Annotated in this window: 26 protein-coding genes; 14 read left to right on the top strand and 12 right to left on the bottom strand. The window is 69.8% G+C overall.

Going from position 1 to position 26,168, the window contains the following annotated elements; all coding sequences use genetic code 11:
* Nucleotides 1-229 precede the first annotated feature (229 nt).
* Nucleotides 230-646 carry a phage holin family protein gene (locus ABD209_RS10060; protein WP_344065589.1) on the bottom strand — a complete coding sequence of 139 codons (417 nt, stop codon included), beginning with the start codon at nucleotides 644-646 and terminating at the stop codon, nucleotides 230-232.
* Nucleotides 647-715: 69 nt separating this feature from the next.
* Entirely contained in the window at nucleotides 716-2,032 is a 1,317-nt protein-coding gene (gene nhaA, locus ABD209_RS10065; RefSeq protein WP_344065592.1) for a Na+/H+ antiporter NhaA, read from the bottom strand.
* 171 nt (nucleotides 2,033-2,203) lie between these two features.
* Between nhaA and ABD209_RS10070 the strand changes: the two genes are divergently transcribed.
* The 3 genes from ABD209_RS10070 to ABD209_RS10080 all read left to right on the top strand — a co-directional run bounded on the left by ABD209_RS10070 (nucleotide 2,204) and on the right by ABD209_RS10080 (nucleotide 5,840).
* On the top strand, nucleotides 2,204-3,328 hold the full coding sequence (locus tag ABD209_RS10070; protein WP_344065595.1) for an alpha/beta hydrolase: 1,125 nt from the start codon (nucleotides 2,204-2,206) through the stop codon (nucleotides 3,326-3,328).
* Nucleotides 3,321-4,328, top strand: a complete 1,008-nt coding sequence (locus ABD209_RS10075; RefSeq protein WP_344065598.1) for an SGNH/GDSL hydrolase family protein — start codon at nucleotides 3,321-3,323, stop codon at nucleotides 4,326-4,328. Before ABD209_RS10070 ends, ABD209_RS10075 begins: the two co-directional genes overlap by 8 nt.
* Before the next feature lie 660 nt (nucleotides 4,329-4,988).
* Complete coding sequence (locus tag ABD209_RS10080) at nucleotides 4,989-5,840, top strand: AAA family ATPase (RefSeq protein WP_344065601.1); 852 nt, start codon at nucleotides 4,989-4,991, stop codon at nucleotides 5,838-5,840.
* Nucleotides 5,841-6,023: 183 nt separating this feature from the next.
* Here the strand turns inward: ABD209_RS10080 and ABD209_RS10085 are convergent, their stop codons facing one another.
* The 3 genes from ABD209_RS10085 to acs all read right to left on the bottom strand — a co-directional run bounded on the left by ABD209_RS10085 (nucleotide 6,024) and on the right by acs (nucleotide 9,486).
* Complete coding sequence (locus ABD209_RS10085) at nucleotides 6,024-6,929, bottom strand: phenylalanine 4-monooxygenase (RefSeq protein WP_344065604.1); 906 nt, start codon at nucleotides 6,927-6,929, stop codon at nucleotides 6,024-6,026.
* A 169-nt stretch (nucleotides 6,930-7,098) separates the two neighbouring features.
* Nucleotides 7,099-7,278, bottom strand: coding sequence for a hypothetical protein (locus ABD209_RS10090; protein ID WP_344065607.1), 180 nt, complete (start codon nucleotides 7,276-7,278; stop codon nucleotides 7,099-7,101).
* Nucleotides 7,279-7,428: 150 nt separating this feature from the next.
* Nucleotides 7,429-9,486, bottom strand: a complete 2,058-nt coding sequence (acs, locus tag ABD209_RS10095) for an acetate--CoA ligase (RefSeq protein ID WP_425564643.1) — start codon at nucleotides 9,484-9,486, stop codon at nucleotides 7,429-7,431.
* 76 nt (nucleotides 9,487-9,562) lie between these two features.
* Between acs and ABD209_RS10100 the strand changes: the two genes are divergently transcribed.
* From ABD209_RS10100 to ABD209_RS10125, 6 genes are all read left to right on the top strand, one after another.
* Nucleotides 9,563-9,958: a universal stress protein gene (locus ABD209_RS10100; RefSeq protein ID WP_344065611.1), complete on the top strand. Its 396-nt coding sequence runs from the start codon at nucleotides 9,563-9,565 to the stop codon at nucleotides 9,956-9,958.
* Nucleotides 9,958-11,361 carry a class II fumarate hydratase gene (locus ABD209_RS10105; protein WP_344065614.1) on the top strand — a complete coding sequence of 468 codons (1,404 nt, stop codon included), beginning with the start codon at nucleotides 9,958-9,960 and terminating at the stop codon, nucleotides 11,359-11,361. Before ABD209_RS10100 ends, ABD209_RS10105 begins: the two co-directional genes overlap by 1 nt.
* A gap of 13 nt (nucleotides 11,362-11,374) precedes the next feature.
* A complete protein-coding gene (locus ABD209_RS10110; protein ID WP_344065617.1) occupies nucleotides 11,375-12,262 on the top strand; it encodes an alpha/beta fold hydrolase in 888 nt (295 codons plus the stop codon).
* Nucleotides 12,263-12,272: 10 nt separating this feature from the next.
* The gene (locus ABD209_RS10115; RefSeq protein ID WP_324385814.1) at nucleotides 12,273-12,722 is read left to right on the top strand and encodes an acyl-CoA thioesterase; all 450 of its coding nucleotides are present in this window, start codon (nucleotides 12,273-12,275) and stop codon (nucleotides 12,720-12,722) included.
* A gap of 28 nt (nucleotides 12,723-12,750) precedes the next feature.
* Nucleotides 12,751-13,782, top strand: a complete 1,032-nt coding sequence (locus tag ABD209_RS10120) for a TIGR03617 family F420-dependent LLM class oxidoreductase (RefSeq protein ID WP_344065621.1) — start codon at nucleotides 12,751-12,753, stop codon at nucleotides 13,780-13,782.
* 107 nt (nucleotides 13,783-13,889) lie between these two features.
* Nucleotides 13,890-14,516 (top strand): AMIN-like domain-containing (lipo)protein, encoded by a 627-nt coding sequence (locus tag ABD209_RS10125; protein ID WP_344065624.1) that lies wholly within the window; start codon nucleotides 13,890-13,892, stop codon nucleotides 14,514-14,516.
* Nucleotides 14,517-14,598: 82 nt separating this feature from the next.
* Here ABD209_RS10125 and ABD209_RS10130 read toward each other — a convergent pair whose 3' ends face one another.
* The 6 genes from ABD209_RS10130 to ABD209_RS10155 all read right to left on the bottom strand — a co-directional run bounded on the left by ABD209_RS10130 (nucleotide 14,599) and on the right by ABD209_RS10155 (nucleotide 20,803).
* Nucleotides 14,599-16,332: a solute symporter family protein gene (locus ABD209_RS10130; RefSeq protein WP_344065627.1), complete on the bottom strand. Its 1,734-nt coding sequence runs from the start codon at nucleotides 16,330-16,332 to the stop codon at nucleotides 14,599-14,601.
* A 1-nt stretch (nucleotide 16,333) separates the two neighbouring features.
* Nucleotides 16,334-16,675 carry a DUF485 domain-containing protein gene (locus ABD209_RS10135; protein ID WP_425564644.1) on the bottom strand — a complete coding sequence of 114 codons (342 nt, stop codon included), beginning with the start codon at nucleotides 16,673-16,675 and terminating at the stop codon, nucleotides 16,334-16,336.
* Between the two features lie 264 nt (nucleotides 16,676-16,939).
* On the bottom strand, nucleotides 16,940-18,442 hold the full coding sequence (locus ABD209_RS10140; RefSeq protein ID WP_344065630.1) for a sodium/solute symporter: 1,503 nt from the start codon (nucleotides 18,440-18,442) through the stop codon (nucleotides 16,940-16,942).
* Nucleotides 18,442-18,834: a hypothetical protein gene (locus ABD209_RS10145; RefSeq protein ID WP_344065633.1), complete on the bottom strand. Its 393-nt coding sequence runs from the start codon at nucleotides 18,832-18,834 to the stop codon at nucleotides 18,442-18,444. Before ABD209_RS10145 ends, ABD209_RS10140 begins: the two co-directional genes overlap by 1 nt.
* Nucleotides 18,831-19,580 (bottom strand): LytR/AlgR family response regulator transcription factor, encoded by a 750-nt coding sequence (locus tag ABD209_RS10150; RefSeq protein ID WP_344065636.1) that lies wholly within the window; start codon nucleotides 19,578-19,580, stop codon nucleotides 18,831-18,833. The genes ABD209_RS10145 and ABD209_RS10150 overlap by 4 nt, the downstream gene beginning before the upstream one ends.
* A gap of 11 nt (nucleotides 19,581-19,591) precedes the next feature.
* Nucleotides 19,592-20,803, bottom strand: coding sequence for a sensor histidine kinase (locus tag ABD209_RS10155; protein WP_324385806.1), 1,212 nt, complete (start codon nucleotides 20,801-20,803; stop codon nucleotides 19,592-19,594).
* 318 nt (nucleotides 20,804-21,121) lie between these two features.
* Here ABD209_RS10155 and ABD209_RS10160 point away from each other — a divergent pair, with 318 nt between their 5' ends.
* Nucleotides 21,122-21,811, top strand: coding sequence for a DUF2975 domain-containing protein (locus ABD209_RS10160; protein ID WP_344065639.1), 690 nt, complete (start codon nucleotides 21,122-21,124; stop codon nucleotides 21,809-21,811).
* A gap of 1 nt (nucleotide 21,812) precedes the next feature.
* Nucleotides 21,813-22,037, top strand: coding sequence for a helix-turn-helix domain-containing protein (locus tag ABD209_RS10165; RefSeq protein ID WP_324385804.1), 225 nt, complete (start codon nucleotides 21,813-21,815; stop codon nucleotides 22,035-22,037).
* 7 nt (nucleotides 22,038-22,044) lie between these two features.
* Here the strand turns inward: ABD209_RS10165 and ABD209_RS10170 are convergent, their stop codons facing one another.
* The gene (locus ABD209_RS10170) at nucleotides 22,045-22,878 is read right to left on the bottom strand and encodes a Fic family protein (RefSeq protein ID WP_344065642.1); all 834 of its coding nucleotides are present in this window, start codon (nucleotides 22,876-22,878) and stop codon (nucleotides 22,045-22,047) included.
* Between the two features lie 79 nt (nucleotides 22,879-22,957).
* Here ABD209_RS10170 and ABD209_RS10175 point away from each other — a divergent pair, with 79 nt between their 5' ends.
* From ABD209_RS10175 to ABD209_RS10185, 3 genes are read left to right on the top strand one after another with little or no spacing between them, the layout of a single operon-like run.
* Complete coding sequence (locus tag ABD209_RS10175; protein ID WP_344065645.1) at nucleotides 22,958-23,707, top strand: CpaE-like family protein; 750 nt, start codon at nucleotides 22,958-22,960, stop codon at nucleotides 23,705-23,707.
* On the top strand, nucleotides 23,694-24,719 hold the full coding sequence (locus ABD209_RS10180) for a TadA family conjugal transfer-associated ATPase (RefSeq protein ID WP_324385801.1): 1,026 nt from the start codon (nucleotides 23,694-23,696) through the stop codon (nucleotides 24,717-24,719). Before ABD209_RS10175 ends, ABD209_RS10180 begins: the two co-directional genes overlap by 14 nt.
* A 3-nt stretch (nucleotides 24,720-24,722) precedes the next feature.
* The gene (locus ABD209_RS10185) at nucleotides 24,723-25,850 is read left to right on the top strand and encodes a type II secretion system F family protein (protein WP_344065648.1); all 1,128 of its coding nucleotides are present in this window, start codon (nucleotides 24,723-24,725) and stop codon (nucleotides 25,848-25,850) included.
* Nucleotides 25,851-26,168: the final 318 nt, after the last annotated feature.

Raw genomic sequence — 26,168 nt, forward strand, 5'->3', positions numbered from 1 at the left:
CGCGAAGGCGGTCAGGTCAGGGCGGCCGAAGCCGGCCGGCGGGGTAGCGTCGGTCACGTCGAGGTCTTTCGGATGGATGGCGTAGGAACCTCCATCGTCGGGAGACCTCGACGTCTATCTGCGGACCGACGCGCCCGGCCGACCTACACCCTCATCTGGGAAGAGCCCCTTTGGGCCGATAGCTGCGTGAAGCCCTCGCCTCGCGCGCCGGGCAGCGGCGTCGCAGACGTCAGGCCGCGGACTTGACCGCGGCGATCGTCTTCCCGGCCTCGGCGATGGCCTTCTCGGGCTTGGGCTTGGCCTGCGACAACGCCTTCTTGCCCAGCAGGCCCAGGACTGCGGCGACCAGGAAGAGCAGCACGGTGACGATCGCATAGGCCGCGGACGCCGGCAGCCAGATGTCGAGCACCTGCGCCAACGTGTGCAGCAAGAAGATCACGCCCAGCAGGCCCATGAAGGCGGCGCCGCCGAGCAGCCCGGCACCCTTGCCGCCGATCTTGAGGCCGCCGGTCACTTCGGCCTTGGCCAGCGCGATCTCGCTGCGAACCAAGGTCGACATCTCGCGGCTCGCGTCAGCGACGAGTTGCCCGATGGTGCGTTCGCCATCGATGTCGAGCGGCCGGTTGTCCAGCGGTGAGCTTCCCACGTCGCTCACCTTAGCCGCCCGTGGGGGCGACGACCGTGATCCCCGCAACCGGAATACATCACGGAAGGCTCAAGCCTGTTGGTAGAGGTCCGGCGTGCCGTCCCCGTCCTCGTCCGCGGTCTCCCGCTTCTCCACCTCACGGTAGTGCGCGTTGCGCCGTCGCAGCAGGACCCCGGCCAACAGAGCGGCCAACAGCGAGCCGGCAAGCACACCGACCTTGACATGGTCGTCGCGCTCGTGGCCGGCGCCGAAGGCCAACTCGCCCACGAGCAAGGAGACCGTGAATCCGATTCCGGTGAGCAGGGCGACCGCGCAGACATCGATCCACGCGAGTGACTCATCGAGATCCGCCCGGGTGAACCGCGCGGTCACATACGTCCCGGCCAGCACGCCGATGAACTTCCCCGCGACCAGGCCGGCGATCACGCCATAGGTGATCGGGTCGCGCAGCGCCCCGCCCAGGCCACCACCGACGACGGTCACCCCGGCCGCGAAGAAGGCGAAGACCGGCACGGCCACACCGGCCGAGAGCGGCCGCAAGCGGTGCTCCATCCGGTGGGCGATGTCGCTCGTGCGCGAGTGCTTGCTCAGGGCCGGCACCGATGCGCGGGGCTTGACCGGGACGGTGAGCGCGAGCAGCACTCCGGCAACGGTGGCGTGCACACCGGAGGCGTGGACCAGCGCCCACGCGAGGGCGGCGAGCGGGACGAGAGCCACGGCATACGTCATGCGTCGCTGCGCGAGCGCGCCGAAGGCAGCAATCGGGACGAGCGCGAGCAGCAGGGGCCAGATCTGGAAGTCCGCGGTGTAGAAGGCGGCGATGATGACGATGGCGATCAGGTCGTCGACGACCGCCAAGGTCAGGAGGAAGGCCCGCAGCGCCGACGGTAGGTGCGAGCCCAGCACCGCCAGGACGGCCAGGGCGAAGGCGATATCGGTGGCCGCCGGGATGGCCCACCCGCCGATCGCCACGGCGTCGCCGCCGCCGAGGACGACCACGCCGATATAGACGAGCACGGGGATCACGACGCCGCAGTTTGCCGCGACCACGGGCACGGCGGCCTTGGCCGGGTCGCGTAGGTCGCCCACGAGCAACTCGCGCTTGAGTTCCAGGCCGGCGACGAAGAAGAAGACGGCCAGCAGGCCGTCGGCGGCCCAGTGCCCCAGACTCAGCCGCAGGCGACCCCAATCGACGCCGACCTTGAGGTCGCGCAGCGCGGCATATGACTCGCGCCAGGGGCTGTTCGCCCAGATCAGGGCGAGGAGTGCGGCGCCGAGCAGGAGGCCGCCACCGACGGTCTCGGTGCGCAGGGCGGCGCGGATGGTCTGGGCCTCGGCCCAAGATGGACGTGCGAGCGCACGGCGGCGCAACGGCGAAAGGGTCATCAACTGCCTTCGCTTCGGGGTCGGTCACGGACATTGCCGACCAGACTTCCCGGCGCGCCAGAACAGCCATCTTACCGGACCGGTCCAGGTGCACCCTCCCAGGCGATGCGCAGCCGGCGATCAGCCGACCAGCAGCCGGCGGTCCGACGATGACCACGGAGGTGGTCCATTGTGTCCCTGACGGGGTGGGCGTTGCCGAGCCTGTTGGCCCTGGTGGCGCTGGCTTTGTTCGTCGTGATCGTGGCTGGCCGGCCGCGACGAGGCGGCGTCGCCGGCATCCTCGGCCGCGCGACGGCGGCCGTGAGCATGTGCGCCGCCGTGGTTGCGACCTGCGCGGTCGTTCTGAACGACCACTACCTCTTCTTCGTCACCTGGACCGATGTCCGGGACAACGGTTCCTCCGCGTCGACGATAGTCAGCCGGGGTGCGCTGCCCGCCGTCGCCGACACGCTGCCCCCGTCCGTCACGGTCGCGCCCGCCACGGCGGTGCTGGCTCCGCTGCCCGCACCCGGTCAGCAATGGCAGACCTACACCGTCAAAGGCGCGCGCACGGGCCTCGTCGGACAGGTGCTTGTCTATTTGCCCAAGGGCTACGATCCGAACGCGGGAGTTCGCTACCCGGTCATCGAGGCTCTGCACGGGTGGCCCGGTGGGCCGACGGCGGTCAACCACGAGCTCAACCTCGACACGACCTTTCAGAGTCTCGTCGATGCCCACCGGGTCGCCCCACCGATCGTGGTGATGCCGCAGATCAATATCCCCCTGACCCTGGACACCGAGTGCGTGAATGCCCCGCCCGGCCAAGGGCCACAGACGATGAGCTGGCTCGGTCAGGACATTCCGACGTGGATCGGAAAGCATTTCCGGGTCGCCGACCGGCGCACGTCGTGGCTGGTGCTTGGCGCGTCCTATGGCGGCTGGTGTGCCGCGAATGTCGGCCTGCATTACCCGGCGACCTTCGGCGGCGCGGTGTCCTTCATGGGCTACAACAGCCCCGAGTTCTACCCGGCCTACGTGCCGTTCAAGAGCGACCCCGCCGGCCTGAAGACCTATCAGCTGGTCTCCGTGGCCGGTCATCATCCGCCGCCCATCGCCCTGTGGCTGATGGCGAGCAAAGAGGACCACAGCGCGTATGCCGCCCTGGTCGCCCTGCTCAAAGCCGCTCGCCCGCCGCTGTCAGTGACCGCCCACGTGCTGCACCATGGAGGACACAATGTCGCCACAATCCCGCCCACCGAGGCAGCCATGGTGAGTTGGCTGGTCAAGACGCTGCCCGGGTTCGCGCCGCATGCCTGAGCCAGATGCCGTCCAGCCGGATGCCGTCCGGTCCGGCCACCCGTCCACCCCCGCCACCCGCCCGTATGCCGTGGCCGCCGTCGTCGCGTCGCTCGCCCTCGTGCTAGCCGGCTGCAGTGGCATGTCGTCGGCGGGTGCGACTCGGCCGACCGGGACGGGTGAGGGTGCGCCCAGCGTCAGTGCGGCCACCACAAGCGTCGCGACCGGCGCCAGTGCGTCCAGCGGCGGCGCGGCGAGCATCACAAGGGGAACTGGCGGTCATACGGCAAGCTCGTCGGCCACGGATGAGACCCCCGTGCTGGCGGCGGGGAGCGGCACGCTGCGGATCGTGGCGCTCGGCGACTCGGTGCCGTCCGGTGCGGGATGTGCGTGCGATCCCTTTCCCGAGCTCACCGGGCCCTTGCTCGCCGAACGCACGGGGCGGCAGGCTGCCGTCGACAATCTCGCCGCTGGCGGTCAGACCTCGGCCGATGTGCTGGATGAACTCCGCGATCCCGACGTGATCGCTCGGCTCCGGCGGGCCGATGTCGTCATCGTCGAGATCGGCGCCAACGACTTCGATGAGGACTTGGCCGATTCGCCCGACTGCGCCGACCCGCTGACCGCCGCCTGCGACGGTCCCGCCCTGGCAGAGACGAAGGACGTCCTTGACCGGATCACCGGGGCCATTGCCGCCCAGCAACGGTCGGCGGATGCCCGCATCGTCTTGATGGGCTATTGGAATGTCTTTCGCGACGGGCAGGTGGGTGCCTCCCGGGGCGCGACCTATGTCGCGGCCAGCGCGAAGCTGACCGACGCCTTCAATGATGTGGTCGAGGATGTCGCCAAGGCCGGTGGCGCGATCTACGCCGACACCGTGACGCCGTTCAAGGGCGACGGCACGAGGGACGCGACCTTCGCGCTCGCGCCGGACGGCAACCACCCCAATGAGGTCGGGCACCGGCTCCTCGCCCAGGCCGTCGTGGACAGTCTGGATCGCGCCGGGGCGCTCGCGCGCTGACCTCGGGTGAGCCTGCCCGGACGGGTCCCTTGGTCGTTGTCGGTGCGGGTGTCTACGGTCAAGGGATGGACACCTCGCCTGATGCTACTGACGCGCCTCTGGACCGGCTCAAGGAATTGCTCAACCTGCTCCTCCAGCACCAGCCGGCCAGTGCCCGCACGCCGCTGGCCACTGCGCTCGCGGAGCACCTCGGCGGGCCGCCGCACGAGATGGCGGTGCTGAGCGAGGAGGTGCAGAACCACCGCTTCGTCGACTACGACATCGCGCTGGACGAGATCGCCAGTCGGGACCCGGCCAATGACGTGATCGGGATCGGTGGCGGCGAGTCGCGCTATCACGTCAACCTGCCCGACATGATCCAGCCGGGCGGTGGATATGGGCGATTCCCCGTCGCTCAGGTCGACTACGCCAATGTCGCAACCGGTCCGGACAGCGAGCGCGCGGCGATCGCCATGGGCATCCGCCGCTTTGCGTATGCCTGCGTGCCCGTCGCCGTCCTCGTGCGCCGGGCCCTGCCTGGCCGGGGGCGGAGCCTGGCCACGGTGGAGGTGCTCTGTGCCGACCGCACCGTCTCCGCGGCTTTGTTGGAGGAGGTCCGCGAATCGCTGACCCGCAGTGTGCTTCGGGGCGCGGTCGTCAGCCTTGCCTCCTCGTTACGAGATGACCGAGGAGGGGCTGACCTTCATCGCCCGGCCCGAGTTGCGGGCGGACCAGGTGGTCCTGCCGGAGGGCGTGTTGGAGCGCGTGGTCGATCATGTCGCGGGGATCGCCGCGCACGCCCCCGAGCTCAAGCGGCTGGGGCAGCACCTCAAGCGCGGACTGCTGCTCTACGGGCCGCCCGGGTCGGGCAAGACGCATACGGTGCGCTATCTGCTCGGGGTGACGCCCGACCACACGGTCGTCCTGCTCGCCGGTGAGACGCTGCGATTCGTCGGTCTGGCGGCCAAGCTGGCCCGCGCCATGCAACCGGCGCTCGTGGTGCTGGAGGACTGCGACCTGATCGCCGAGGACCGCGACATGAGCTATGGCGCCAAGCCGCTGCTCTTCGAGGTGCTCGATGCGATGGACGGACTGGACGCCGACGCCGATGTCACCTTCGTGCTGACGACGAACCGGGTCGACGCCATGGAGCGCGCCTTGACCCAGCGACCGGGCCGGGTGGACCTAGCCGTCGAAGTCCCGTTGCCGGACACCGCGGGCCGGCTGGCGCTGTTGCGCTTGTATGCCCCCGAGGGGGCGTTCAGTGAGGACGTCTTGGCCGACACGGCACACCGCACGAGCGGCACGCCGGCGTCCTTCAGCCGGGAGTTGATCCGCAGGGCGGTGCTCCATGCGGCCAAGGATGGCGTGGCTCCGGCCGACCGGCACCTGCACGAAGCGACGAGCGAGATCCTCGCGGACGGCGAGCGGTTGTCGCGGGCGCTGCTCGGCGCCGGCGGCGAGGAGAAGAGCGGCATGTCGGTGGACCGGATGCCGCGCGTGCGACCAGGCGACGGGGAGGTGCATTGCTGAGGGTGGGTGTTCGGCGGCGGGCACGACTAGGACACCCCACGACGTTTGCCCACGCAGAGCGTGGGACCCAACTCCACTACGTCGCGGGGACCCCGTCCGTGGTTTTTGTAGCACCGCCTAAATGGCACCTGGGCGCGTGCTGACCGCAGGCGGGCAGAGCTGACCGGGGACGCCGCCGGGCCGTTAGTGACTGGCGAGGTCGCGAGCCCAGGCGGCATCGATCCGGTCCGGTGAGTCGTCGTCGACTGTTTCGAAGAAGACGCCGACGACGTCCTCGAGCTCATCGAGCGATTCGGCGCAGAAGAGCGTCGACTGGTAGGTCGTGATGTCGTAGTCGACGCGGGCCATCGCCGCGATATCGAGCGGCCGGATCTCCATGTGCGAGAAGGCATCCATCTCGCCATAGCTGGACAGAATGCCCGCACCATACGCCTTGAGCTCGCCCTGTTCGCGCATGACACCAAACTCCATGCTGAACCAGAAGACGTCAGCGATGACCTTCATCGCGGCATCGGTCTGGACGCGCAAGGACGCCCGGCCGGCGGCCTCGGTGAGACGGGCGAAGCGCGGTGAGGCCAACTGGTTCGCGTGGCCGATCACTTCGTGGATGATGTCCGGCTCGGGGGTGTAGAGCGGCTGCGAGGGGTGGCGCAGGTATTGCGTGGAGTGGAACACGCGCGCCCCCAGCGACCCGTAGAACTCGCGCAGGGCGACCAGGCCGGGGGCGCAGGCATACGTCCAGCCGGTGAGGGGCTGCAGGCGAGCACTGACCTCCGAGAGTTGGGGGACGCGGTCGGCCGGCAGGTCGAGGGCGGCCTTCGCGGCGAGGTATTCGGAGTGGGCACGCACGGCGTGCTTGGGGGCGAGTTCGGCGCTGGCAATCCGCCAGACCTCGTTCTCGGCATCGGTGTAGTCGATGACCGGGATCGGCGTCCCGGGCGTCCAGGCGAGGGCGGCTGCCGCGATCTCGCCGCGGCGCCCGCGATACGCCGCATCGGTGAAGCCGGGGTGATCCGCGCCGAGATGCACCTCGACCCGGCCATCGGCGTGTTCGGTCACCGGTGAGTAGAGCTGGCCTTCGTCGAACATCGCGGGCCCCTTTCGCGTGGCCGGACGACCTTGTCCGGCACCATCCGTGGTGTGACCTCAGGACACCACGAAGGGCACGGGGCTGGCTAGTGTGCCCAGTAGCCTAGGGCAATTGGCGCAGAATCGATGAGTCTTTCGGGATGGCCGATGGTCAATGTGCCCATTCTTGTCAGAATCCGCTGGCGCTTTCGCCGGAGCGATTGCTCCGGAGGGCACCGGCCTGACTCATCGCGATGTCGACACCGGCTTCGCCGGACCTTGTGCCTTCGATCCCGTCTCGGCGACGCCGAGCGGTGACCGCGCCGAGCGCCAGGATCACGAAGAGCAACGCGTCGAGTGCGAACCACATGGCTGCTACCCCTTTCGACGGGTGTGTCCTGAGTGTGACGCACCCCGGCTCCCATGGATCCCGTTGGCGCAGTCGGGTTCCACCGCAGATGGACCCTGGCCCGCGCTCAGCGCGGGCCAGGGCCGTCTGGGCCGCTCGATTGCGTGCGGCCTAGTCCGATCCGAGGCCCTGCTTGATGACGCCCATGACGGAGGAGTCGGCCAGGGTCGTCACGTCCCCGATCTCGCGGCCCTCGGCCACGTCCTTGAGCAGGCGCCGCATGATCTTGCCCGAGCGGGTCTTGGGCAACTCCGTGACGATCATGATCGTGCGCGGCTTGGCGATCGGGCCGATCTCCTTGGCCACGTGATTGCGCAACTCGGCGATCATCGCTTTCTCATCGGCGGCCACCTCGTCGGCGTGCTCGGAACGCACGATGACGAAGGCGCACACCGCCTGGCCGGTGGTCTCGTCGGACGCGCCGACCACGGCCGCCTCGGCGACGGCCGGGTGTGAGACGAGGGCGGATTCGATCTCGGCGGTGGAGAGTCGGTGACCGGAGACGTTCATGACATCGTCGACCCGGCCGAGCAACCAGATGTTGCCGTCGGCGTCGTACTTTGCGCCATCGCCGGCGAAGTAGTACTTCTCGCCGAACCGGCTCCAGTAGGTCTGCTTGTAGCGCTCCGGGTCGCCCCAGATGCCGCGCAGCATGGCCGGCCACGGCTTGGTCAGCACGAGGTAGCCGACCTTGTCCGCCTCGGCGAACGGCATACCTTCATCGTCGAGGATCTCGGCGCAGATGCCGGGAATGGGCTTTTGAGCCGACCCGGGTTCGAGCGTGGTGACGCCGGGGAGCGGGGAGATCATGATGGCGCCGGTCTCGGTCTGCCACCAGGTGTCGACGATCGGGCAGCGGTCGCCGCCGATATACTTGCGATACCAGAGCCAGGCCTCGGGATTGATCGGCTCACCGACCGAGCCGAGCACCCGCAGCGAGGACAGGTCGAACTTCTCGGGGATGTCGTGGCCCCACTTCATGAAGGTCCGCACGGCGGTCGGCGCGGTGTAGAGGATGGTCACCTTGTACTTCTGGATGATCTCCCACCACCGGCCCTGGTGCGGAGTGTCCGGCGTGCCCTCATACATGACTTGGGTGGCGCCGAGCGCCAACGGTCCGTAGACGATGTAGGAGTGGCCGGTCACCCACCCGATGTCGGCGGTGCACCAGTAGACGTCGCTCTCGGGGTGGACGTCGTGGACCACGGCGTTGGTGTAGGCGCACTGCGTCAAATAGCCACCGGTGGTGTGGAAGATGCCCTTGGGCTTGCCGGTGGTCCCGGAGGTATAGAGGATGAAGAGCGGGTGCTCGGCGTCGTGTGGGACGGGCGTGTGCTCCTCGCTCGCGGCGTCCACGACATCGGACCACCACAGGTCGCGGTCGGCGTTCCACGGCGTGTCCTGGCCGGTCCGCTTGACGACCAGCACCTTCTCCACGGTCGTGTCCGCGTGATCGAGCGCGGCGTCGACGGCCGGCTTGAGTGCGCTCGGGGCGCCGCGGCGGTAGCCGCCGTCGGCGGTGATGACCACCTTGCACTGGGCATCATTGATGCGCGTATTGAGGGCCTCGGCCGAGAAGCCGCCGAAGACCACCGAGTGCGGGGCGCCGATCCGGGCGCACGCGAGCATCGCGATGGCGGCCTCGGGGATCATCGGCAGGTAGATCGCGACGGTGTCGCCCTTACCCACACCGAGCGACTCCAGCGCGTTGGCGGCCTTGCTGACCTCGCGCTGCAGGTCGGCATAGGTGATCGTCCGGGAGTCGCCCGGCTCGCCCTCGAAGTGAATGGCGACCCGGTCGCCATGGCCGGCCTCGACGTGGCGGTCGACGCAGTTGTAGGCCGCGTTGAGTTCGCCGCCGACAAACCACGAGGCGAAGGGTGCGCCCGACCAGTCCAGCGTCTGGGTGAAGTCCGTTGCCCAAGAGAGGTATTTGCGGGCCTGCTCGGCCCAGAAGCCCTCGTGATCGTCGGCTGCCGCGGCATACATCGCCTCGGTCCCATTGGCCTGCGCGGTCAGAGCGGGGTCGGGCGGGAAGGTCGGATGGCCGTGGGAGAGGCTTTCGGTGGACACAAGAACTCCTTCGTTCCGGGGCGTTGGGTCAAGACTTCCCCTCCGCGCCCCGCTGAGCAAGCGCGACGGTGTCCGTATGCCGCGAACGCGCCCCATCGTGCGACGAGCGGCGGTCGCTGAGTAGGTGGGGCACAAGATGTTTGGGGAGTTGCCGAGTGTTTATCGTGGGCGGATGAGCATCGTTGTCGCCTATACCCCGGACCCCGCGGGTCAGTCCGCGCTCGACTGGGGCATCGCCGAGGCCAAGCTGCGCGGGACGGATCTGATCGTCGTGAACGCCACCCGCGGCGTGGCGCGCATCGATCCGCGGCTGGCCGGCTCCGGTGAGGTGCGCGACGTCGATGAGGTGCTCGGCGCGGCGGGCATCGAGCACTCGATCGTCCAGCCGACCGGTCCGGATGTGGTGGACCTCGTGCTCGCCGAGGTCGAGCGCGCGGGGGCGGACCTGCTCGTCCTGGGGCTGCGCCGGCGCACTCCCGTGGGCAAACTGATCATGGGCAGCACGTCCCAGCGCCTGCTGCTCGACAGTCCGGTCCCCGTCTTCGCCGTGCGCCCGGGGCCCGCCTGATGGCCGGCCAGGGTGCCGGCCGGACTCGCGTCGAGCACGACTCGATGGGGGAGGTGCGCGTCCCCTCTGGCGCCCTCTGGCGCGCGCAGACCCAGCGCGCGGTGGAGAACTTCCCCATCGGCGGTGGTCCGGTGCCCATGCCCGTGGTCCATGCCTTGGCCCGGATCAAGGGCGCGGCGGCCCGGGTGAACGTGCGGCTGAAGGTGATCGATGCGGATGCGGCGGCCGCGATCGCTGCCGCTGCCGCCGATGTGGTCGCCGGGCGCTATGACGAGCACTTCCCGATCGACGTCTTCCAGACTGGCTCGGGCACCTCGACCAATATGAATGTCAACGAGGTGCTCGCCGAACTCGCCGCCCGCGCGGGCGCCGAGGCCCACCCCAATGACACGGTCAACGCCGGCCAGTCGAGCAATGACGCCTTCCCGTCGGCGATTCACCTCGCCGCGCTCGTGCAGTGCCGCGATGTCCTGATCCCAGGCCTGGAAGCGCTCCGGGATGCGTTGTCCCGCAAGGCGATCGAATTTGCCGACCTGGTCAAGTCGGGCCGCACTCACCTAATGGATGCGACGCCCGTGACGCTGGGACAGGAGTTCGGAGGCTATGCGGCCGCGGTGGGCTTGGGCATCGAACGGGTGGAATCGGCATACGGGCGGGTTGGGGCGTTGCCGCTCGGCGGCACGGCCGTCGGGACGGGCATCAACGCACCGGCCGGCTTCGCCGCGGCCGTGATCGCCGATCTCGCGCACGAGACCGGTTTGCCGCTGACCGAGGCCTCGAACCACTTCGAAGCGCAGGGCGGGCGCGATGCCCTCGTCGAGCTGTCCGGGCAACTACGCGTGGTCGCCGTGAGCCTGACCAAGATCTGCACCGACCTGCGCTGGCTCGGCAGCGGACCGAGCGCCGGGCTCGGCGAGATCGCCCTGCCCGATTTGCAGCCGGGGTCGAGCATCATGCCGGGCAAGGTCAACCCGGTCCTGCCCGAAGCGACGCTGATGGTCTGCGCCCAAGTCATCGGCAATGACGCCGCGATCGCCTGGGCCGGCGCGGCCGGCAACTTCGAACTCAACGTCATGATGCCGGTGATCGCGCGCAACCTGATCGACTCGATCCGGTTGCTGGGCAACGCTTCTCGCGTCCTGGCCGGGCGGTGCGTCGACGGCATCACCCCGCACCCCGACCGGATGCGCGCGTATGCCGCGTCCTCACCCGCCATCGTCACCCCCCTCGCGCCGCTGATCGGCTACGAGGCTGCGGCCAGGGTCGCCAAGGATGCGCTGGCCCACGGGCGTACGATCCGCGACAGTGTCGTGGCGTTGGGCTACCTCGAGCGCGGGGAACTGACGGAGGCCGACCTCGACGCTGCCTTGGACATCGCCGCCATGACGCGCGGCGCCGACTGAGAGGACCACGCCCGTGGACATCACGACCTTCACCCTGCGCTCCGGCGATGGAACCGAGATTGTGACCGACAAATGGTCCGGCGGGGCCGATCCCAAAGCGGTCGTCATCGTCGCCCACGGCATGGGCGAGCACTCGGCGCGCTACCAGCGCTTCGGTCAGGCACTCGTCGATGCCGGCTATGTGGCTTACGCACCCGACCACCGCGGGCACGGTCGCACGGCGGGTGACCCGGCGGCATACGGCGATTTCGGGGTGGGCGGCTGGGAGGCATTGGTCGGCGACCTCGGGCTGGTGGTCGCCCGAGCGCGGGCTGAATACCCGGCACTTCCGGTGGCGATCTTTGGGCACAGCATGGGCTCGATGGCCTTGCAGCAGTACCTCATCGACCACAGCGCCGACATCGACGCGGCCGCGCTGTCCGGCACGACGGCCGTGGACATCGCCCTCGCCGACCTCGACCCGGACGCCGAGCCCGATCTGTCCGGATTCAATGGAGCCTTCGAGCACCGGACGGGCTACGAGTGGCTCAGCCGCGACGAGGCCGAGGTCGACACGTATGTTGCGGACCCGGCGTGCGGGTTCGGACTGCATGCCGGGTCGATGCGCGGCTTCAAGGAGGGGCCGACTGCGGCGAGCGCGCCCGACCAGGTCGCCAAGGTGCGGCCGGACCTGCCGATCTATCTCGCGTCCGGCGATATGGACCCGCTCGCCGGGGGCGGGGCGTTGATCGAGTTGGTTGGCCAGCGCTATCGCGATGCCGGCGTGCGCGATGTCGAGGTGCACCTCTACCCGCAGGCGCGGCACGAGATCCTGAACGAGACCAATCGCGACGAGGTGACCGCGGACCTGCTCGGCTTCTTCGATCGGACCATCGGCGAGGCTGGCGCGGCCGCGCGATAGGTTCGCGGGCATGACCGAAGCGGCCGAGCGGCACGTGCCGCAGGTGCGGGAGTTTCCCGTGGCCTGGCCGGTGGCGACCCGGTGGACGGACAATGACATGTTCGGACACCTGAACAATTCGGTCTACTACGCCCTCTGGGATAGCGCCATCAACGCCTGGCTGGCCCGCGAGATCGACGCCGACCCGATGACGGATGCGGCGATCCCGCTGGTCGCGGAGTCCGGTTGCCGTTATGTCGGCGAGCTCGCCTATCCCGCTGACCTGGTCGTTGGCATCCGCGCCGATCGCGTCGGTGGCTCGTCGGTGACCTTCGCGCTCGCCCTCTACGCCGCGGGAGCGGGTCCCGAAGATCTCGTCGCCGCCGTCGGCCGCTGGGTCCATGTTTATGTCGACCGGGTCACCCGGCGGCCCCGCCCGATCCCCGCGGTCGCGCGGGCGGTGTACGAGGCCGCCCGGTGACCGACCCGACGAATGGAGTGAGCTGACGATGCGCGTGGCGATTGCGGCGGCCGGCAGTGCCGCCGAGATTCGAGAGGCGGCGGCGCAGTGCCAGGCCCGCGGCATCGGCCGGCTCACGGTCGCCGAGACCGGCGCCGACCCCTTCGTCCAATTGGCGTATGCCGCGCCGGCCGCCCCCGATGTCGAACTCGCCACCGGCGTGGCGATCGCCTTCGCCCGCACTCCGATGACCTTGGCGTATGCCGCGTGGTCGCTCCAGGACGTCGCTGGCGGGCGCTCCGTGATCGGCTTGGGATCGCAGATCCAGGCGCACATCGAGCGCCGGTTCGCGATGCCGTGGTCGGCGCCGGCCGCGCGGATGCGGGACTTCATCCTGGCCACGCGGGCGATCTGGGCGGCCTGGCAGGACGGGGCCAGGCTGAACTACCGGGGTGACTTCTATGCGCACACCCTGATGAACCCCCTCTTCGTGCCGCCCGCATTGGCAGCAGGCCCGCCGCCCATCCAGCTCGCCGCCGTGGGCCCGAAGATGTGCGAGGTCGCCGGGTCGGTCGCGGACGGCCTGGCCACGCACCCCTTCGGCTCCGCGTCCTACCTTCGCGCCGAGGTGCTGCCCATCATCGAGCGGGCGCGGGCAGCGGCCGTGGAGGCGGGGGCACGGCATACGGCTCGGCCGTTCTCGGTGGATGCGGGTGTATTGATCGCGACCGGTCGCGATGACGCCGAGATCGCCGAGGCGACGGCGGCGGTGAGGGGGCGAATCGCGTTCTACGGCAGCACGCCGGCCTATCTCGGCGTGCTCGCCCACCACGGCCGGGCCGATGTGGGCCCACAGTTGCACGCGCTCTCTGTGCGGGGCCAGTGGCGGGAGATGGCCGCGCTGGTCGACGACGAGCTCCTGCACGCGCTCGCTGTGGTCGGTGACCCCGCCACGTGCGCAGCCGCCATCCACGAGCGGTATGCCGGTGTGGCCGATGTCGTGACCCTCAACGGCAGCCTGGCCGCACCCCACGCCGCCCTCCTGGACGCCGCGGCTGCCCTCACCCGCCTGGCCGGCTGAGCGGCTCCGCCCTACGTCGACGGGCCGGAACCGGCCTTTCGACGGGCCTGAACCGGCCTCTCGACGGGCCTAAACGCGGGCGTGTCAACCGGATGATGGGTACGCGCGTGGATGAGGCGACCACACCGCATACGCGCAAGATCGGGGAAGCCGACATGACCACCATCACCCGCCGCATCACCACCCTCGGCGCAGCCGCCGCGCTCGCCGTCTCCGCCCTCGCCGGCGCCTCGGCCACGGCAGCCCCGGCTTCGGCTCCGGCCGCCGGAACGTCGGCGCTGTGCCACTACGGCTGGGGATCCCTGCCGAAGGTCTCCGCCACGATGGTGGCCGGGCCGCTGACCAACCTTCGCGCGGGCAAGCACACCTGCTTCGACCGGCTCGTCGTGGACGTGCGCGGCAGTGCGCCGGGCTATCGCGTCGAGTATGTCGACCAGATCATCCAGGACGGCTCCGGCACGATCGTCCCGGTGCGCGGTGGCGCCAAGATCAAGATCACCGTCAACGCCCCGTCGTATGACGGGAACGGCCAGATCGTCTACCAACCGGCCAACCCCAAGGAAGCCGTCAATGTCACCGGCTACGCCGCCCTACGCCAGGTGCGCTGGCTCGGCTCCTTCGAAGGCACCAGCGAGTTCGGCGTCGGCGTCCGCGCCCGGACGCCCTTCCGGGTGACCAAACTGACCGACGCCGGCACCTCCCGCCTGATCATCGACATCGCTCACAACTGGTGACCACCTGGCAGGCCCCCCGCCCGAAAGTCCGGGCGGGGGGCCTGTCCATTGCCTGCGTCCAACGCAGACCTGACGCGAGCGGTCAGTGGTTGATGGCCTCGGCGACGCCGTGGCCGGTCAGGGCGCGCACCTCCATCTCGGCGTACTTCTCGGCGTTGTGCTCCGTGGACAGCTTGCTGCCCAGCCAGCCGAGGAAGAACGCGAGCGGGATCGAGATCAGGCCCGGGTTGTCCAGCGGGAACCAATGGAAGTCGACGGTCGGGTCGGTGAACATCGACGGGCTCAGGGTCACCGTGGTGCCGTCGGCGAGCTTGGTGGGGACGCCGGGCTTGCCCGAGACCACGGGGCTGAAGATGATCAGCACGATCGACGAGATCAGACCGCCGTAGATCGACCAGAGTGCGCCCCGGGTGTTGAAGCCCTTCCAGAACAGCGAGTAGAGGATCGTCGGCAGGTTCGCCGACGCGGCGACCGCGAAGGCCAGGGCCACGAGGAAGGCGATGTTCTGACTCTTGGCCAGCATGCCGCCGAAGATCGCGACGATGCCGATGGCGATGGCGGCGATGCGCGCCATCTTGACCTCTTGATCCTGGGTGCTGACGCCCTTCTTGAAGACTTCCTTGTAGAGGTCGTGGGCGAAGGTCGCCGACGCGGTGATCGTCAGGCCGGCGACCACCGCGAGGATGGTCGCGAAGGCGATGCCGGAGACGATGCCCAACATCCACGACCCGCCGAGGTGGAAGGCCAGCAGCGGGGCGGCCGAGTTGGCCTTGCCCGGAGCGCCGTTGATCTCGTCCGGGCCTACCAGGGCGCCGGCGCCGAAGCCGATAATCAAGGTCAGCAGGTAGAAGCCACCGATCAGCCAGATCGCCCACTCCACCGACTTGCGTGCCTGCTTGCTCGTCGGGACCGTATAGAAGCGCTGCAGCACGTGCGGCAGGCCGGCGGTCCCGAGGACGAGAGCCATCGAGAGGGAGATGAAGTCGATCTTGCTCGTCGTCGTCTTGCCGTATTTCGCGCCATAGTGCAGCAGGCTGCCCGCGACCGCGTCCGGGGTCGTCGTGGTGCCGGCCTTGGCCGCCGCGGCCACCGCCTTGGCGGTCGTCTGCGATTCGGCGGACTTCGTGATGGCGTCACCGAACAGGCCGGAGAGGCTGCCGCCGGCCTTGCCGAGCACCCATACGGTCATGATCGCCGCCGCGGAGATGAGCAGGATGGCCTTGATGATCTGCACCCAGGTCGTGCCCTTCATCCCGCCGATGAGGACATAGGTGACCATGACGGCGCCGACGACGGCGATGACGAGGTTCTGCGCGGTGTTGCCCGTGACACCGAGGAGCAGCGAGACGAGGGCGCCGGCGCCAGCCATCTGGGCCAGGAGGTAGAAGAGCGAGACGCACAGGACCGAGACCGACACCGCGATGCGGATCGGGCGCTGCTTGAGCCGGTAGGCGAGCACATCGGCCATCGTGAAGCGGCCGGTGTTGCGCATCAGTTCCGCGACGAGAAGGAGCGCGACCAGCCAGGCGACGAGGAAGCCGATGGAGTAGAGGAAGCCGTCCATACCCGAGAGGGCGATGGCTCCCGCGATGCCAAGGAAGGACGCCGCGGACAGGTAGTCGCCGGCGATGGCGATGCCATTCTGGCGGCCGGAGAAGGCGCCGCCGGCCGTGTAGTACTGCTCGGCGGTCTTTTTGCCGCCGGCGACCTTGATGACGATTGTCAAGGTGACCAGGACGAAGATGACGAAGATCGTGATGTTGAGCTTGGGGTTGCCGACCGTCGTGGCGGCCGCGAGGGCGGTGAGCGATGCCATGTCAGCGGCCCGCCTCGTGCGCGATGGTGGCGCTGACGGCCTCGGCGGCGGGGTCGAGTTCGCGGTTGGCCCAGCGCGCGTAGATGAAGGTGATCGCGAAGGTCGTCACGAACTGCAGCAGCCCGAAGATCAGGCCGACGGTGATCTTGCCGAAGAGGATCTTGTTCATGAAGCTCGAGGCGAAGATCGACAAGAGGACATAGAGGAAGTACCAGGCGAGGAAGAACGCGGTCATCGGGAAGACGAAGCCGCGGAACTTGCGCCGGAGCGCCTGGAATTCTGGCGTCTGTTGTACGGCGATATAGGTATCGCCGGCGGTCTGAGGCTGGGTCGCCACGGTCACCTTCTTCAATCGGACGTGCGGTGGCGGGCAGCGCGCACCCGCCGTTGGGTTTGCCCAGCCTCACGCCTGCCCCGGCGCCGGCGCCACAGACGGCACGCCGTCGCTCGCTAGGCGGGTCTCGTGCTCGCCGGGCGGGTTCGCGGGCGTCGCCAGGCGGTCGTTTGAGCGCGCTCAACGGTCGAATCCCCAGGTCATGGGTGGTGGTGCGTCGACGCCGCGGGTGCCACCGGGCATCGGGAGGGGCCCCGTCGACGGGGTGACCCGTCACGGGGGAAGCAGGGCCTCTGGCGTATGCAGGCGGCCCAGCGTTCGGGTCGTATGCGCCGGCGTCCGCTCCGGGGTCAGCCGCGAGACGACGACCATGGTTGTGAATGCCAGGGGCGCCGACCAGGCCGCCGGTTGGGTGAGCAGCAGGCCGATCCAGCCTGCCGTATCGCCGGCCCGGAAGGCCGTGGTGATAGCGGCCACCGCGGCGGTGACTCCGACCGCCAACCCCGCTGCGGCGCCGGCGGTCGTCAGCCGCGGCCACCACACCCCCAGCACGAGCAGCGGCGCGAAGGTCGAGGCGGCCACGGCGAAGGCCAGGCCGACCATGGTCGCCAGGCCCACGGGGCGCAGTAGGGGCGCGATCACCAGGGGGACCACGACCGCCGCGATCGCCGCGATCCGGAAACCCGTCACACCAAAGGCGTCATCGCCGGTGAGCCGTCGCAGGTAGGGCCGCAGGACGTCCTGGTCGAGGACCCCCGAGATGGAGATGACCAGCCCGGAGGCGGTGCTGAGGAAGGCCGCAAAGGCCCCGCCCGCCAGCATCGCCCCGAGGACCGTGGCGAGGGTGTCATCGGCGACGAGCTGGGGCAGGCGCAGGACGAGGGAGTCCACGCGCATCCCCGCCGGCAGGGTGGGCGCATAGCTCTGTCCGAGGATCGCGTAGACCGGGGGAAAGAGGTAGAAGATTCCGAGCAGCCCCAGGACCGACACCGTGGTGCGCCGCGCGTCGCGACCATCGGGGTTGGTGTAGAAGCGGACGAGGACATGCGGCAAACCCATCGTCCCGAGCGAGAGGGCCAGCAGCGTCGAGTAGGTCGAGTAGAGCCCCTGACTGGTGGTGGCGCCGGGCGCCTCGAAGGCGGGAAAGGCCAACGGGGTGCTCGCGGATTCCCGGTGCCAGATCGCCAACAGCACGAACGCGGGGATGGCGATGGCGCACAACTTGATCCAGTACTGCATCGCCTGGATGAGCGTGATCGAGCGCATCCCGCCAGTGGCCACGCCGGCATACACCACGACCGCCAGGACGACGCTGCCCGCCCATGCCGGCCAACCGGTGGCCTGGCGCAGGGCCAGGCCGGCGGCCTGGAACTGGGGCACCAGGTAAAGAATGCCGATGGCAATGGTCAGCAGCGAGGACGCCGACCGGATCCGGGGCGACTCCAGCCGCAACTCGGCGAAGTCGGAGAGCGTGTAGGCGCCCGACCGGCGCAATGGTGCGGCCACCAGGACCAGGAGCACGAGATACCCGACCGTGTAGCCGATCGGGAACCACAGCATGCTCGGCCCACGGTCGTAAACGAGCCCAGCGACGCCGAGAAAGGATGCGGCAGAGAGGTATTCGCCGCCGATGGCGCTCGCGTTGCGCCACGGCGTGACCGCTCGCCCGGCGACATAGAAATCCGAGGTGGCCCGCGACATGCGCAACCCCAGGCTGCCCACGCTGAGGGTCGCGAGGCAGACCAGCACGATGGCGACGAGGCTGGCTGGGTGCATCAGGACCGATTGACGACGTCGACGAAGGCGGACTCGAGCCTTTCGGCCGCCCGCACATAGAAGCGAGCCGCGAGGACGGCCGCGGGATAGACGGCCAGGCCGAGCACGAGCCAGGGCAGCGGCAGCGGGCCGACGGGCAGGGTGCGGGCGGCCGGGATCAAGGCAAAGGCCAGCGGCACGATGCCGATTGTCAGGGTGCCGACGATCAGGATGCTCAGCGCCAACCGCAACTGCGCGCGCATCAGCCCGTGCAGATAGATCGTGCCGAGGGTCGTCTGGTCGCTCAGTTCCTCGGCCACCGGCCGGGTCGTATGCCGTGGCGCTTGCCGCCGCGACGCCGTCACCCGAACGCGCTCGGGCGCGTGCCGCGGGCCGCGTGGCTCGGTCGTCATCCGGCACCCGCAGGGCGGCTGAGCAAGTGCTGACGCAGGTCGCGCATGTGCCGGCGGCTGACTTGCAGATCGACCGTGCCCACCCGCACCGTGCACTTGCCGTGGTCCATGCGCACTTGGCTGACGTGATGCATCGAGACCAGGGTGCTTCGGTGAATGCGCATGAAACCCGCTGCGGCCCAACGCTCTTCAAGGGTGTTGAGCGGAATGCGCACGAGGTGCGACTCGGTGTCCGTATGCAGCCGGGCGTAGTCCCCGTGTGCCGTCACATAGCGGATGTCACGGCGGGTGACGAAGCGCGTCACTCCGCCGAGTTCGACGGGGATTTTCTCCTCATCGTCACGCGGCTCCCCGCCCGCGGGCGTCACGGAGGCGACGACCCGGCGCACCGCCTCCGCGAGCCGTTCGGGCCGGACCGGCTTCATCACATAGTCGATGGCGTCGACGGCGAAGGCATCGACCGCATGCTGGTCGTAGGCCGTGACGAAGACGACGGCCGGCCGGCTGGCGAAGCGGGCGAGGACGCGCGCCAACTCCATCCCGTCCAGGCCGGGCATCGAGATGTCGGAGAAGACGACGTCGACGCGTTCGTTCTCGAGGGTGCGCAGCGCGTCGGTGCCCGAGGCGGCGACGTGGACGACACCGATCCGGTCGTCTTGTTCCAGCAGGAAACGCAACTCCGAGCGCGCCGGCGCCTCGTCGTCGACTACCAGGGCGGTCAGCCCGCCCTCCTCTAGCCTGGTCATCGTTTGGAAGCCTAGGGCAGGTGGTCGGCTGCGCCGTGAGCCGCCGGCAGGAACTTCGGCACGCGGAAACTGACGCGCATGCCAGCTCCCTTTGCCGTGTCGACAACCAAGCCCATCTCATCGCCATAGATCGTTCGCAGCCGGGCGTCGACATTGCCCAGCCCGTGGGAGTCGCTCTCGTGGGTGCCGTCCAGAACGGCTTGGATCCGTCGTGGGTCGGCACCCACGCCGTCGTCCTCCACGACGATCTCGGCCTCGCCGCCGCGATCGGCCGCCGTGATCGAGACCGTGCCGGGCCGTTCGCTCTGCGCCAGGCCGTGGCGGACAGCGTTCTCGACCAGCGGCTGGATGGCCAGATAGGGGACCGTCACCGCAAGCACTTCGGGGGCGATGAGCAGCGAGACCTGGAGCCGCTCGCCGAATCTGGCCTGCTCCAACACGAGATAGCGTTCGACATTGCGCAACTCGTCGGCAAGCGTGGTGAATGCGCCGCCCTTGCGTAGGGCATAGCGGGTGAAGTCGGCAAACTCCAGAAGCAGGTCGCGGGCCCGGTCGGGGTCGGTGCGCACGAAGGAGGCGATCGCGCCGAGCGAGTTGTAGATGAAGTGCGGCGAGATCTGCGCGCGCAGGGCGGCGAGCTCGGCCTCCGTCGCGCGGCTGCGCTCCTTGCCCAGCTCGGCGAGCTCCACCTGCGCCGAGACCCACCCGGCGACCTCCGCGGTCGCCCGGGCCAGCCCGGCGGTGGCCTGCGGTCCGTATGCCGCGAGCGCACCGACGACGCGCCCCTCCGTCGTGATGGGGGCGATGACCGCAGCGCGGATCGGGCAGTCGAGATCGGCGCAGGTCACCTCGCCGTGGTCGAGGACGACGATGGATCCCTCGGTCAGCGTGGTCGCCGCCAAGGTGGCCGCGACGTCGGCGTGATGCCCGCCCGTGCCTTCCCAGGTCACACTGCGCGTCAGATCGGTCAGGGCCAGGGCCGGTGTGCCGAGCAGCGTGCGCAGGTGTCTGGCGGCCTTGCCGCTGCTGCGTGAGGACAGGCCGCCGTCAAGGTGACGAGCGGCGAGCGCGGCCGTGTGCAAAGTTTCGTAGGTCGCGCGGTCGGCGTCGCTGAGGAAGCCGCGATGCCGGCCACGGATGGTGCCCTGGAGACGGATGACACCCCATACGAGCACGATGGCGGCCAGCGTGACCAACGCGCTTGGGACGTCGAACCGGTTCATGGCAACCAGACCTTAGACGCGGCCACCGACATGGTGCGGCCCCGGCTGGGGGGGAACAGCCGGGGCCGCGAGCGCTTGGTGCTCTCGGGGGGTGAGCGCCAAACGCCGGTTGCTCGACCCGAAGGGAGCGACCTAGTGCCAATGTTGGACCCGGCGAGCGCGATCCGCAACCGAAGACGCGCGGTTGCGCGCGGTTTTCTGACCAGGTGGCCGGATTTCGGTCGGGCGGCGGGTTGCCATGTCCCTCTTGACACCGCGACGCTTATCGACTATCAATACATCGACAGTCAATATGTCGATAATCGATAAGGAGTGAACATGAGCTCAACAGCTCGCAGCAACCGCCTCACCCAGGTCGTCGTCGAGGCGATCGTGGCCCTGGCCGTCGTCATGGCCGCACTCACCGGACTCGGCTACCTGATCGGGCCGTACGGCGCCGGCCTGGTCCACGGCAAACCCAGCTGGCCACTGATCGGCCCGGGACAGTACGCGATGACCGTCGAGACCGAACTCGACACCGACGTGACGATCACGGGCGCACCGACGACCACCGAAACCACGTCCGGAACGGTCGACGCGGCCACCGGCCAGCGGCCCGCAGCCGTCGGACGACCCATCACCGCGACCGTCGAGTTCGACGGGCCGACCGCTGGTCAGCGCTGGGCCTGGGCGATCTGGCAGGCGGCCGGCCCCCTGCTCTCGGCCTTCGGTCTCGGCATCGTCCTGGTCATGCTCCGGTCGGCCCGAAGGGAGGACCCCTTCGACAAGGCGAATCTGCGCCGGCTGCAGGCCCTGACCTTCCTCGTGCTCGTCGGTGGCACGCTCGTTTCCTGGGGCGGGGCCTTCGTGCGGCGCTGGCTGCTGGACAACTCCGCGGTCGCCGACATCGTGCCGTTGGACTTCCATTTCAGCTTTCTGCCGATCATCGGTGGCGTGCTGCTGGCGATGTTGACGGAGGTCTGGCGGCGGGGCGTGGCGATGCGCACTGAGCTCGAGGGCCTGATCTGAGATGCCTCCCGAGGACGAAGGCCGCATCCTGTGCCATCTCGATCAGCTGCTGGCCGATCGCGAGATGACGCTGACCGAGTTGTCGAAGCGCGTCGACATGACGCTGGCCAATCTCTCGATCCTGAAGAACAACCGCGCCAAGGCGATCCGCTTCTCGACGCTGACGGCCATTTGCGATGCCCTGCACTGCACGCCCGGTGACCTGCTCACCGTGATCGCGCCCTGAGGGCGAGTCAGGTCAGGCGGCCGGCGAGAACGGCGTCCGCGATCCGCCGCCCTTCGCCGGCGCCGGCGACCACCGCATCCGCGCAGTGGTCCAGCCACAGCAGCAGGCCGTCCAAACGCCCCAGCCCGTATGCCTGCAGCCCCCCCTGGTAGGCCACCGATCCCTTCGCTCCGTGCCCGGCCTCGGGGACGACCACCCCGGTCGGGTCCAGGCCGGTGGCGCGCAGCAGCGTCCGGTCCAGCGCGCGGGCGACCAGCCCGTTGCCGCGCTCGAAGGGTCGGACGTGGGCGATCTCGGCGTGGGCGAGGGCCAGCTTGAGCAGGGCCGGGGCGTCGGAGGTGAGGATGTGATCGAGCTGGGCCAGGCGCTCGGCGATCGCTTCGGGTCCGGGCGCCGGGCCGAGGTCGGCAAACTCCGGGCTGGTGGGGCTGGTGCGGGGGCGGCCGAGTTGGTCCGGTGCGACCAACTCGGCCGCTGCCGCGAGGTGGAGTCGGGCGAGCGTTTGCCGGGGGCTGGTCAGGGCCGTCGCGGCCAGGGCCTCGGTCTCGGCGGTGGCGGCCATCGCGCCGTGGATGATGCGCTCGGTCGGATCGGGGTCGGTGGCGCGCGCCCGGGCACCGCGCATGAGGTCTCGCACGATGTCGACCGTGCTCCGGGCCCCGTCGAGCTCGGCGCTCGCCCAGGCGCCGCGAATACGGGACTCGGCGGCGGCTTCGGGAATGCGGCGGCGCAGCGCCTGATGCCAGCGCAACTCGGTGCAGGCCGCGCGGGAGCGCTCGCTGGCCGCCTGTACGCGAGGGTGCTCCGTCAGGGCGCGCAGGGCGGTATTCGGGTCGGACACGGGGGCCACCCTACGAGTTATCCACAGGCCCGCCGGCATCGGGTGGCCGGGATCACCATCGTGGGCAAGGCTGATCGGCATGACGATTCTCGGCGTGGCCGGCGCTTCCGGCGGAGTGGGGACATCCACCCTGTCGGTGGCTCTCGGGGTGGTCGCGGCCCGGCGCGGGCTCGCCTCCTGTGCCGTTGACGGGGACTTTGCGGGGGGTGGATTGCAGGTCACGGCCGGTGTCGAGCATCTGCCCGGTCATCGGTGGGGGCACCTGAACGAGGTCGAGGGCCGGGTCGATGGAGCGCGCTTGCTGGAGCGTCTCCCTGCGGCGGGCGACGGGTGCCCGGTGCTGTCGGCCGGGCGAATGAGCCATGTGCTGGATGCGCTTGTCCCGGAACGGATTCCCGAGCCCGTTGTGCGTGACGTGCTCGCCGGTCTCGACGACGCCTGCGATCTCGTGGTGGTCGATTGGGGCCGGTCCGCGCCCGCTCCCGGCGCAGTCGGGTTGTTGGTCGTCGGGCTGAGCGCTCGCGGGCTGGCCGATGCCGAGGCCTGGCTGGGCACGCACGGCAGCGACAACCTCGCCGGCATCATCGCCCGGGCCCCCAAGGTCGACGACCGGCTCGCCGTGGCGACAGGGGAGCGACTGGGACTGCCCTTGCTTGGTGTCCTCGAGGACGACCGTTCGGTGCGGGCCGCCGAGCGGCGGGGGACCGCACCCGGGTCGGTGCGGCGCGGGCCGTTGCGGAGGTTGGCTGAGCGGCTGGTGACGGTGGCGGCGACGACGGAACCGAGCAGGCATACGGCTCGGGCAGGACGCGGCCGTGCGCTTCGGTGAGGGGATCGAGGAGGCGATCCGGTCCGGGCGGGTGCCGGACAGCCAGAGCATTGCCGCCGTGGTGGACGCGTCCGCCGAGCGACTAGGCGCGCGCGGGGTGTGGCGCTCCGAGCGTCGGCTGACCGAGCAGCTCGCCGGTCTCGGGCCGCTCGCCCCCGTGGCCGCCGAACCGGGCGTGACCGACATCCTCGTCAACGGCGACGGGCTGACCTGGCTGGACCGTGGGCGAGGCCTGGAGCGGGTGCCTGAGCGGGACTTCGCGAACCCGGAGGAGGTGCGCCGGTTCGCCGTGCGGCTCGCGGGTTTGGCCGGGCGCCGCTTGGACGACTCCATGCCCTGGGTCGACGGCCTGTTGCCCGGGGCCATCCGGCTGCACGCGATCCTGCCCCCGCTGGCCAGCGACGGGACGACGGTGAGCCTGCGGTTGTTGCGGCGCAGCACCGTTCGGCTCGAGGACCTCGAGCGCGTGGGGATGTGTTCGCCCGCGCAAAGCGAGCGCTTGCGCCGCATGGTCGCCGAGCGTGAGGCCTTCGTCGTGACGGGCGGCACGGGAGCCGGCAAGACGACGCTGCTGGCCGCGCTGCTCGGTGAGGTCGAGAAATCGGAGCGGATCCTGGTGGTCGAGGACGTCCTGGAGATGCCCTTGCATGCCGGGCATGTCGTGCGCCTGCAGGCCCGCCCGGCGAACGTCGAGGGGCAGGGGCTGGTCACGCTGGTCGACCTCGTGCGCCAAGCGCTGCGGATGCGCCCCGACCGGCTGGTGGTCGGCGAGGTGCGCGGTGCTGAGGTCCGGGAGTTGCTGCTGGCACTGAACACCGGCCACGAGGGCGGCTGCTGCACGCTGCACGCCAACCGGCCCGCGGACGTGCCCGCCCGGTTGGAAGCGCTCGGCGCCCTTGCCGGTATGTCGCCCGCCGCCGTCCGTGCTCAAGTCGCCACCGCGATCAAGACCGTCGTGCACGTTGCCCGGACCCCAGCCGGCCGAATGGTCACCGCCGTCGAGGAGCTCTAGACGATGTCGCGCGTCGGGGCGATCTTCCTGCTGCTGCTGGCCGTGATCTTCGCGGCGGTGCTCTGGCCGCGCAGGCCGTCGAGCCGGCGCGGGCCCCTGGCGCGGGCGGACTCCGAGGAGGCGGTGGCGCGGGCACTGGAGTCGGTGGCCATGTGCCTCCAGGCCGGGCTGACCCCGCTGCAGGCGATTGAGACAGTGATCGAGGCGGCAGGCGCAAGCCCGGGCGCCGGGGACGCCCATCCGCAGTTGAGCGCGGTGCTGGTGGAGGTGCGCCGCGCGCTGTCGCGAGGTGAGCCGGCCGGGAAGGTGTGGGTGCGGCATACGCGGCAGTTGCCGGTTCTGCGGTTGGTCGCGGGCGCGTGGTCGCTGACCGAGGCCAGTGGGTCGGCGCTGCGCCCGGCGATGACCTGGTCGGTGGCGCAGGTCCGGGCCAAACGGTCGGCCAAGGAGCGGCTCGACGCGGTCACGGCCGGCGCGAAGTCCTCGATGGGGCTGATGCTGCTCCTGCCGCTGTCCGGGCTGCCGATCGGGGCGTTGGTCGGGGTCACTCCGCGGGAGCTCTACGGTTCGCTGGCCGCGGCCATCTCCTGTGTGCTCGGCGTCTGCTTCGCCGGCGGCGGTCTGATCCTGGCGCGCGGCATGTTGCGGCGCGCGGTGCGACCGCGCGCGCTCGCGCGAGCCGCCGGCGACGGGTCGGCGACCTATGACGACGTCGCCGACGCGGCGATGTTGGTGACCTTGTCGCTGCGCTCGGGTGCGGGGGTTGTCGAGGCTCTCGCCGCCGTGGCGGATGTGAGCATCGCGCGCGTCCGGACCGAGCTGCGGCGCGTCGTGGCCGCCTACCGCTGGGGCCGCTCGCACCGCGACGCCTGGTCCTATGCCGACCCCGCCTGGCAACCGCTGGCCTCGGCACTTGGGCTGGCCCTGGAGCACGGGGCCGCCCCGGCCGAGGCGGTGGCGGCTGCGGGGGAGCGCTTGGCTGCGTCCGAGGGCGCCCGCCTCGAAGCCGCCGCCGGCCGCGCAGGGACCTTTCTGCTGGTCCCGCTGGCGGTGATGTTCTTGCCGTCCTTCGCGCTGACGACGATGATCCCGCTGACGATGGCGCTCGTGCCCCGGGGCGCGAGCGGCTGACCTCGTCGCGACGCCGGTTGACCCGACGGCCCTCGCTCGCCCTCGCGCCGTCGAGCGGCTCCGGGCGGGCCTTGACCTCCCAGTGCTGGGGAATTGGCTATTTGCGTGTCAGGGTCAATGTCGGTCGGTCGAGAGTGCTATTTCAGTCCTATCTCTGACGCAGCAGACTGTACGGGCGAGTGCCCGGTCAAACGCCGCGCGGGCAGGCGACCCAGCCCCTGATCCCCTCGCACGCCGCGCGGGCGAGTGCCTGGTCAAGCGCTTCGAGGACGGCCGACGCACGTCCGCCCGGCGGTTGTGTTTCGTGACGGTCCGTCC

Source organism: Nostocoides vanveenii (assembly GCF_039531165.1).
GTDB classification, from domain to species: Bacteria; Actinomycetota; Actinomycetes; order Actinomycetales; family Dermatophilaceae; genus Nostocoides_A; species Nostocoides_A vanveenii.